Origin of the sequence: Stenotrophomonas sp. S41 (assembly GCF_016624625.1) — a bacterium.
Taxonomy (GTDB): domain Bacteria; phylum Pseudomonadota; class Gammaproteobacteria; order Xanthomonadales; family Xanthomonadaceae; genus Stenotrophomonas.
In genome coordinates this window covers 1-9,086 of sequence record NZ_JACVTV010000146.1, presented here as the reverse complement: position 1 = coordinate 9,086, position 9,086 = coordinate 1, and the positions used below count along the sequence as shown (strand labels likewise).

The 9,086-nt window shown below is 67.1% G+C and carries 8 protein-coding genes; 2 read left to right on the top strand and 6 right to left on the bottom strand.

Annotated elements, in window-relative coordinates; genetic code table 11:
* Positions 1-154: 154 nt before the first annotated feature.
* From IAE56_RS19595 to IAE56_RS19575, 5 genes are all read right to left on the bottom strand, one after another.
* Positions 155-1,351, bottom strand: coding sequence for an HlyD family secretion protein (locus tag IAE56_RS19595; RefSeq protein WP_200753682.1), 1,197 nt, complete (start codon positions 1,349-1,351; stop codon positions 155-157).
* A 10-nt stretch (positions 1,352-1,361) separates the two neighbouring features.
* Entirely contained in the window at positions 1,362-3,035 is a 1,674-nt protein-coding gene (locus IAE56_RS19590) for an MFS transporter (protein ID WP_200753681.1), read from the bottom strand.
* Positions 3,035-3,601 carry a TetR/AcrR family transcriptional regulator gene (locus IAE56_RS19585; RefSeq protein ID WP_108764515.1) on the bottom strand — a complete coding sequence of 189 codons (567 nt, stop codon included), beginning with the start codon at positions 3,599-3,601 and terminating at the stop codon, positions 3,035-3,037. Before IAE56_RS19585 ends, IAE56_RS19590 begins: the two co-directional genes overlap by 1 nt.
* A gap of 155 nt (positions 3,602-3,756) precedes the next feature.
* A complete protein-coding gene (locus tag IAE56_RS19580; protein WP_267912611.1) occupies positions 3,757-4,287 on the bottom strand; it encodes a DUF4303 domain-containing protein in 531 nt (176 codons plus the stop codon).
* A gap of 202 nt (positions 4,288-4,489) precedes the next feature.
* Positions 4,490-6,691, bottom strand: a complete 2,202-nt coding sequence (locus IAE56_RS19575) for a TonB-dependent receptor (RefSeq protein WP_200753679.1) — start codon at positions 6,689-6,691, stop codon at positions 4,490-4,492.
* Positions 6,692-6,826: 135 nt separating this feature from the next.
* On the opposite strand from IAE56_RS19575, the gene IAE56_RS19570 reads away from it, so the two are divergent.
* Together IAE56_RS19570 and IAE56_RS19565 are read left to right on the top strand one after the other, a co-directional pair.
* The gene (locus tag IAE56_RS19570) at positions 6,827-7,240 is read left to right on the top strand and encodes a MerC domain-containing protein (RefSeq protein WP_079221210.1); all 414 of its coding nucleotides are present in this window, start codon (positions 6,827-6,829) and stop codon (positions 7,238-7,240) included.
* Between the two features lie 110 nt (positions 7,241-7,350).
* Positions 7,351-7,530: a 30S ribosomal protein THX gene (locus IAE56_RS19565; protein WP_079221211.1), complete on the top strand. Its 180-nt coding sequence runs from the start codon at positions 7,351-7,353 to the stop codon at positions 7,528-7,530.
* Positions 7,531-7,662: 132 nt separating this feature from the next.
* On the opposite strand, the gene IAE56_RS19560 is transcribed toward IAE56_RS19565, so the two are convergent.
* Entirely contained in the window at positions 7,663-8,907 is a 1,245-nt protein-coding gene (locus IAE56_RS19560; protein WP_200753678.1) for an ectonucleotide pyrophosphatase/phosphodiesterase, read from the bottom strand.
* Positions 8,908-9,086 lie beyond the last annotated feature (179 nt).

Sequence of the window (9,086 nt, the reverse complement as noted above, 5' to 3'; positions counted from 1 at the left end):
GTCTTCTCACCCCGCCCCCCCCCCCCCCCCCCCCCCCCCGGGCCCATCCAGCAATCCCACCGCAACGATCAGCCACGAGGGGCTCCGCCGTTCGCAGCCTACGGCGAAGCCGCGCACTTCGGCGAGCGGCAGAGCAGTCGACTGACAGTCGACTCTACCGTTCCGGTGCCGGAGCCGGTGCCGGTGCCGCCGCAGGCTCCGCCGCCGTATCCACCCGCGCGATCACCGACATCCCCGGCCGCAGCCGCGCCGCCAGCTCCTGCCCCGGATCAATCGAAATTCGAATCGGCAACCGCTGCACCACCTTGGTGAAGTTGCCGCTGGCATTGTCCGGGCGCAGCACGCTGAACTCCGAACCGGTGGCCGGCGCGATCTGCTCCACGTGGCCGTGCAGGCGCTGGCCCTTGAACGCATCCACCGAGAACGTCACCGGCTGGCCGATGCGCATCTGCCAGGTCTGGCCTTCCTTGTAGTTGGCCACCACCCACAGCGCCTCCGGCACCAGGAACAGCAGCTGCGAACCGGCCGCCACATACTGGCCCACGCGCACGCTGGCCTCGCTGATCTGCCCGTCGCGCGGTGCATGGATCACCGTGTTGGCCAGGTCGATGCGGGCCAGTTCCAGCTGCGCCTGCGCGCTTTCCACCTGCGCCTCCAGGCCCTTGCGCGCCACCTGGGTCGACACCAGGGTCTCCTCGGCGATGCGGATCTGCGCCTGCGACTGCTGCACGCTGGCCTGCGCTGATGCCTGGGTGGTTCGGAACTTGTCGCGGTCGTTGATCGAGACCAGCTGCTGCGCGGCCAGTTCCTCGTAGCGCTTGGCTTCGTTGCGTGAGCGCTGCAGCTCGGCCTGGCCGGCCGACAGCGTGGCGCGGGTTGAAGCGATCTGCGCGCGGTTCTGCGCCTGCGACTGGTCCGAGTTGGCCAATGCTGCGCGCGCGCTGTCCAGCGTCGCCTCGGCCTGCGCAACCTTCTGCGCGTATATGCGGTCGTCGATGCGCAGCAGCGGCTCGCCCTTCTTCACGTGCTGGAAGTCTTTCACCAGCACCTCGGTGACATAGCCGGCCACCTGCGGCGCCATCACCGTGATCTGCCCGCGCACGTACGCGTTGTCGGTGACCATCACGCTGCTGGTGAACGGCCACAGGTTCCACGCGCGCAGGATCAGCGCGATGCCCAGCAGCGCCACCACCACCATCACCACCACGCTGCGTGAGCTGGGCTTGAGGTATTTCGGTGCCGCCGCGGGCGCGGCAGGCGTGGGCGCAGGCGCAGGCGCAGCGTCGGTCGGCGGCGGTGGGCTGACGTTCTCGGGGGCGTCGCTGTCGGGGCGGGGCGGTAGCGGAGACATGGCGGCGGGCTCAGTGGGGCGGGGCGGCTGTGACCGCAAGGGGCGGAGACGGGTGGCGCTTGTGCCATTGCTTGAGCACGGCGGTGCGCAGCGACAGCAGCAGCAACCAGCACAGGAAGCCGATGGCCAGCCAGCCGCTCAGGGTGAACACATCATTGAAGGCGCGCACGTTCGCTTCGCGGCGGGCCGTGGTGGCCAGCTGCGCGGTGCCCTGCGCGCTGCGCAGCACCGGGTCGGTGATCTGCGCGGCGTAGATCTGCTGCTGGATGCGCAGGCGCTGCGCGACCACCGGGTCGGCCGGGTCCAGCTGGCTGGTGATCGCGCTGGAATACAGCTGCTCGCGGTGCAGCTGGAAAGTGCCCAGCACCGCCGAACCGGCCAGGCCACCCAGGGTCTGGGTGATCGACAGGGTGACCAGGAAGGTGATCATGTGGTCCACGCCTTGTTTCAGCGCCGCGGAAATGCCGAGCATGATCAGCGGGCCCATGAACATGCCTGCACCCACCGAGGCCAGGAACTGGCTGATGTAGAAATCGTGCGGCCGGTCCAGGCTGGTGCGGCTCTGGTCGAAGAGCGCGGCGGTGCCCAGCAGCAGGATGGCCATCAGCAGCTGGGCGATCAGCCGCTTCGGCCCGAAGGTGAGCGAAGCACCGGCGATGCCGACGATCACCCCGGCCAGGATCACCACGAACAGCGGGCGCATCTGGTCCGGGCCCATGCCCAGCGTGCGCATCAGGTTGACCACGCCGTAGGACTGTTCGGTGGTGAGGAAGCGCAGCAGGAACGCGCCGACGATGAAGTGCAGCACCGGCAGCGTGGAAAGCCAGCGGATCTGCAGCAGCGGGTTGCGCCGGTAGTGTTCGATGACCAGTGCCGTGGTGGCCAGCGCGATCGAAGCGACCAGGGCCCAGCCCAGCCACGGCGTGTTCAACCACCAGCGCGTGTAGCCCTGCGCCAACACCACCACCAGCAGCGCCACGGCCGGTGCGAGCAGGGCGAAGGTGAGGAAATCCAGCGGCTCGAAGGCCTTGACCTGCATGCCCGGTGGCAGCTTCAGCACCACCACTGCGGCGAACGCGCACAGTGCCAAGCCGGCCTCGAATGAGTACAGCTGGTGCCACTGGCCGGTATCGACCAGCGCCGGCGAGACGATCCAGGCAATCGGCACCGCCAGCTGCGACAGGCCGACACCAATCACCAGCAGGTTGCCGGTGAAGCGACGCGGCAGCGCCTGCAGCATGTACAACGTGCCGAGCGTCGAACAGGCGGCGCCGGCAAAGCCGCTGGCCGCGCGGGTCAGCACCGTGGTCTCGAAGCTGCCGACGAACAGGTGCACCACCGCCAGCGCCGCATACAGGCCCAGGCCGATCTCGGCGAACAGGCGGATGCCGTACTGCTGGCGGAACTTGAAGGCCAGCAGGTTGGCGGTGACGTTGACCATGGCATAGGCCGCCACCAGCCAGCTGCCCTGGGTGGGCGTCAGCGCGAGCTGGCCCTGCAGGAAGGGCAGGTTGGCGGTAACCAGTGCATTGCCCAGGCCGCCGGTGATGGCCACCAGCAGCGAGACCAGCGCGTAGGCCGCGCGGCGGTACGGGGGGTGCCAGGGCATCGAGGCCGAACCGGGCATGGTCGGCTTCTCGTGCTCCTCCCAGTCCGGAACCGGCTTGAGATACGGCTGGACCATCAGCGCCCCTGGTTGGCTGCTCCCTGGAGACCGCCGCGCAGCAGCTGCAGGGCGCGCCCGGCCAGCTGGGCACGCTCTTCGCGGGTCTTGCCGCGCAGGGCTGCGCCCAGCATGCCCGAGATCAGTGAAATATCCGTCTTTTCCAGGTCGGGCCGGCACAGGCCGGCGGCCTTGGCGCGGGCGATCGGCGCTTCCAGCAGGTCGCGCACGGTCTCGCGCGCGATGCGCATGGCGGGCACGTCCGAATCCACCGCGCGCCAGTAATCGGCCAGCGCCGGCGAATCGATGATGCGCTGGGCCATGCCTTCGAAGACCTCGAACAGGGCGTCGTCGCGGTCGCCCAGCTGCTCGACCTGGCGGCGGATGCGGTCGACGGTCCGCTGCAGCAGCGCCTGGATCAGCGCGGTGCGGTCGGGGAAGTTGCGGTACAGGGTGGCGCGGCCCACCTGGGCGCGTTCGACCACCAGGTCCAGTGGCGCGGTGACGCCGTGTTGGCCGAACACATGGTCGGCGGCATCAAGGATGAGGGCACGGCGGGCAGCGGCATCGGCGCGTTGGGTGGTCATGGCTTCATTATCGGACAAATATGTCCGGTTGGCGAGACGGTGAGTGACGGGAATGTCCGTTTGTTGCTCTACGCACATCTTTGTAAATGCGGCGTGAAGACGATGATGGGCTGTAGATCCACGCCATGCGTGGATGATCGATCGCGAAAGCGCTCCTATTGCGAATCCGCTGGATCGGCCACTTCCGACAGCCATCGTGCCAGCGCCGCCCTTGGATTCAGACGACGCGCGCAGAGGATGTTGCTGTGGTCGGGCGGGATCACTTCGACATTGATCAACACCGATTCCCGAGCGGAGCCGGTTCCAAAGAGGCCTTCAGCGTCCAGCGCACGCAGAGCCTCCTCCATTGCGCCGAGCCGGATTGCGTATTCCTCCATCCAATCTGCTTCCGGCATGAATGGGTTCATGGCCGGACGAACAGCAAAAAGAGCACGGACAGGCTCGAAGGCCTCCCTGCCGATATCGAAGTAGGGAGCGTCGGTACAGCTCCATTTCAAGTCGATTGATGTCTCAGGCGAGAACGACGCATCGGCAGTGCGTTGCAGTGCCTCTGACGACCAGGCGCAAAGCACGGGAGCCAATGCTTCGCCTGTGGTCATGAGTACAACGTAGTAGAAGTGCTCATCCGTCTCCTCCAACTCGGCCACGGCGGTCCTGATCGCTGAGATCAGTGCATCGCGAAGCATGTCTTGGGTTGGGATGGGCGGAGGTGGAACGTGCATGTGTGTGGTTCGCAGACGAGCAACGTGGCTGCGCACAGTCTGCACGACATAAAAAACGGGGGCCAGGAGGCCCCCGGGAGAGAACGGCGATGAACGTCGCCAGGAAATGGTTGGGTGGGGTCAGAGCCCTTTCCTGCGGAAAGGGATCCGACCCCTCATGGCCCGATCAGAAGTACGCGCGGATGCCGAAGGCGACACCACGGCCCGGCAGCGGCGAGTAGTCACGCAGCAGCGAGGTATGCGGACGCACTTCGCGGTTGGTCAGGTTGCTGCCATCCAGGAACACCTCGTAGCTGTTGCTGTCGCTGCGGTCCCAGCGGTAGGCGAAGTGCGCATCGACCAGGGTGTAGCCGTTGCTCGGCTCCTCGTTCTGGGCCACGTCCTTCTGCCGGCTGTAACGCACCGCGCCGACCGAGGCGCGCCAGCCGTCCTTCGCCCAGCGCAGGTCGGCGCCCACTCGGGCCGGGGCGATGCGCGGCAGGTAACCGGTGTTGGCCAGGTCCACGCTGTAGTTGTGGTTGTGGTCACCGTGCGGCACGGCGATGTCCAGCGTGCGGCTGCCGCTGCCATCCAGCTTGGCCTGCACGTAGTCACCGAACACGCGCAGGTCCCAGTCGCCGGCGTTGCCTTCGAACAGGTGCACCAGCGCCTCGGCCTCGGCACCCTTGAACACCGCATCCTGCTGCGTCCAGGTACGCACCGGCAGGCCTTCGGTGATGCCGGTGTCGGCCAGGTAGATGAAGTCCTTGAACTTCGTCTGGTAGATCGCGGCGGAGAAGTCCAGGCGGTCGCTGTGGGTGTGGATGCCCAGCTCGACGCGCTGGCCGCGCTCGGTCTTCAGGTCGGCATCGCCGATTTCCAGCGAACGGGTGGCGATGTGCGCGCCGGCGGCGTACAGCTCTTCATTGGTCGGTGCACGCTCGGAGCTGTCCACGCCGATGCGCAGGTCGACCGCATCGTTGAGCTTCCAGATGCCGGCGGCGGACAGGTTGGTGGCGTCGAACTTGCGGCGACGGTAGTCACCGGTCGGGTCCAGCTTGACCTGGTCGTGGCGGCCACCCAGTTCCAGCTTGAACGGGCCGAACTGCTTTTCCTGCAGCACGAACAGGCCGGCGTTCTTCGTGTTGGTGTTCGGCACGAACGCTTCTTCGCCGATGGCGCCGAAATCGCTGTTGCCGAACTGCACGCCGAACGCGCCGTCCCAGCCGCCGATCTGCTGCTGCACGGCTTCCAGGCGGGTTTCGATGCCGCGGTTGGTGAAGCGGGTGGACGGCGTGCCGGCTTCCAGCTCCACGTGTTCGTAATCGGTGTAGGCCACGCGTGCGTTGACGTTCTTCAGGAACGAGACCGGGTTGTAGATGCCGGCCTTGGTCTCGAAGCGGTTCTGCACCATGTCGATGCGGACGTCATGCTCGTCGCCTTCCTCCTCCTCGTCGCCATGGTCGTGGTCATGGTCGTGGTCATCCCCATCGGCATGCACGTGGGCGCCGTTGGGGATGCCGTAGTTGGTGCGGTAGGTGCTGGCCGACACGCCAAAGTAACCGCCTTCGCCCAGCCAGGTGGCACCGACGCCACCGGCGCGGGTACGGATGGAGCTGTTGTCCAGGCGGCCGCGGCGCGGCTCTTCGCCTTCCTCGCCCGCATGGTCGTGGTCGTGGTCTTCGTGATGGTCTTCCAGGCTGTCGATCACCGCGTAGCCGGGGATGCGGTAGTCATCGCCGTTGCGCACCAGGCCGTCGACGTGCAGCACGACGTTGCCGCTGACGCCGTCGAGGCGGAACATCCCGCTGCGCTCGTCGTTGACCGAGTTGCCACGCACTTCGGCGCGGCCGCTGAGCGGACGGTCCGGCAGTTCGCGGGCGATGCGGCCATCGACCACGTTCACCGCGCCGCCGATGGCGCCGCTGCCGAACAGCAGGGTGGCCGGGCCCTTCAGCACTTCGATCTGGTCCGCCAGGAACGGCTCGATGCTGGTGGCGTGGTCGGCGCTGACGGTGGAAGCATCCATGTTGCCCATGCCATTGGACAGCACGGCCACGCGCGGGCCTTCCTGGCCGCGGATGATCGGGCGGCCGACGCCGGGGCCGAAGAAGGTGCTCTGCACGCCAGGCAGCTTGGCCACGGTGTCACCCAGGGTGCCGGCCTTCTGCTCGTCCAGGCGCTCGCCGGCCAGCACGTCCACCGGGCGGGCCAGCGACTCGGCATCGCCCTGCAGCGGCGAGGCGGTGACCTGCACCGACGACAGCTCGGTCAGGTGGCGGTCACGATGGGTGTCCTGGTCGGCGGCGGCAAACGCGGCCGACGGCAGCAGGGCGGCGAGGGCCAGGGCCAGGGAATGCGGTTTGAAACGTGGGTGGTGAGAGGGCATCCGGTGCTTCCTTTGTTACATTGTATCAATCGGGTGGCGCACGTATCCCGTCGTGGGACAGGGGGAGGGAAACCGTGCGGGTCGGGGACAGATGTTATATTATTCCATAACGATTCGCCGACCCTGCTGGAAGTCATGTCCCTGTCCTCCTCCTTCCGCCGCCTGCTCGACCGCTTCGGCGCCACCGGTTCGATGCTGTGCGCCGTGCACTGCGCGGTGATCCCGGTGCTGCTGGCGATCGCCCCTTCGCTGGGCCTCTCGTTCTGGCTGAGCGACGGCGTGGAAATGACCCTGGTGGTCTTCGTGACCCTGCTCGGCCTGTTCAGTCTGGTCATGGGCTACCGCCGCCATGGCGCCCTGCGCGCGCTGGGTTTCCTGCTGCCGGGCCTGGTCGCCCTGTGGGCAGGCGTGCTGGTCGACGCGTTGCACCACAATGCCGTGCCGCATGCGGTGGTGATGACCCTCGGCGGCCTGCTGGTGGGTGTGGCCCACCTGGTCAACCTGCGCCTGAACCACGTCCACGTCCACGACGCCAGCTGCGCGCACTAGGCGCGTCGTGTTAGGCTTTCTGATCGTGCGCGGGGGCGTCCAGCAAGACGGCCCCGCCGAACCCGTGTCAGCACGGGGTAACCAGATTTCACACTTTAGGAGTTGAAGACATGGGTAAGGGTGACCGCAAGACCGCCAAGGGCAAGCGCTACAACGCCAGCTACGGCAATGCCCGTTCGCACACCGCGAGCAAGGTCGCTGTAGGCGCCGGTGCCCCGGTTGCCAAGAAGACCGTGGCCAAGGCTCCGGCCAAGAAGGCTGTGGCGAAGAAGGCTGCTGCCAAGGCCTGATCCGGCCGGGTAAGTGGTCCAAAGAAAAACGCGGCGCCTGGCGTCGCGTTTTTTTGTGCCCGGCATTCTTCCTGCCGCTGCGCTCGCCGGGCATGGCCCGGCGCTACCTCACCGCCCCGGCGGCCGTTGGAATCAACGCAATGTCTTCTGCAGCGTCTCGGCGTTGCCATCATTCGGCGCGGCCGGCACCTGCAGCAGCTGCGCCAGCAGCGGATAGACATCGACGTTGTCGAAGCCATCGATCACCAGCCCCTGGCGGAACGACGGACCGCGTGCGACGAACACGGCGCGCATCGAGGGCAGGGCGTTGTCATAGCCGTGCGAGCCACGATCCTGGTGGGTGCGCGTGCTGATCCGCTCGGCGCGCAGTGCGTCCCAGCCCTCATCCATCTGGCAGACGATGGGCGGCACGCGCGGGTGCGAACCGTAGTGCCAGCGCGCCGGCAGCGATTCCTTCTTCCAGCATTCGTAGTGGGCGTGGCGACCGAGCAGGGCGCGCTCGGCCTGCGCCTCGCGGCCGGCGACCGGCGCGAAACCGACCGACTGGCCCTGGCTGACGTTGCGCGCGATGGACGGATCGGCCATCGACTCGGTGGACACCACATGGCCCTCGGCCACGCTGGCCATGCCGTGGTCGGAGACCACGATGACGTTGGTGGTGGCCGCCAGGCCCTCGGCATCCAGGCCATCCAGCACCTGGCCGACGATTTCATCCGCCTGCACGATCGCATCGCGGTACTCGGTCGAATCGGGGCCATGGTTGTGGCCGGCCTTGTCGACGTTTTCCATGTACAGCGTGGTCAACCGCGGTGCATCGGCATCGGTCTGCGCCAGCCATTCCAGCACGGTACGCGCGCGCTGCTGCAGCGGTTCCTTGCTGTTGTAGACCTGCCACTGGCTGGGGCGGGTCCCGTCGATCTCGGCTTCGCTGCCCGGCCAGGACGTGGTCGCGGTGCGCACGCCGACCTTCTCGGCACCGACCCAGATCGGCTCGCCGCCCCACCAGCCACTGTTGGTCACCGCATCGCGGTCACCCAGGCTGAAACGCCCCAGCTGGGCATCGTCCATGCTGTTGTTGACGATGCCATGGTGGTCCGGGCGCAGGCCGGTGACGATGGTGTAGTGGTTGGGGAAGGTCAGCGACGGATAGGACGGCGTCATCCAGCGCGCACGCACGCCACCATCGATGATGCGCTGCAGGTTCGGAGTAAGCCCCCGGTCCAGTGCATCGGCACGCAGGCCATCGATGGAGATCAGCAGCAGTTTCGGCGGCGGCGCGTCGGCGCGCGCAACCGGCGCGGACGAAGAAGGCGTGGTCGTGCAGGCCGCCAGGGGCAGCAGCAACGCCAGCGAGCAGGTCAGGCGTACGGAAGTCATCGCGACATCATAAGCGCGCGCAATGACGCACCCAAGACACGGCGCGCAGAAGCGCGCCGTGTCCACGCATTTTTCCGCGTCCGGACACAGTAGAGCCACGCCATGCGTGGATGACTCATTCGCTATCTGACAGATGTGCCGACCAACGGTCGGCACCCACCACCAGCAGTTCCCATCAG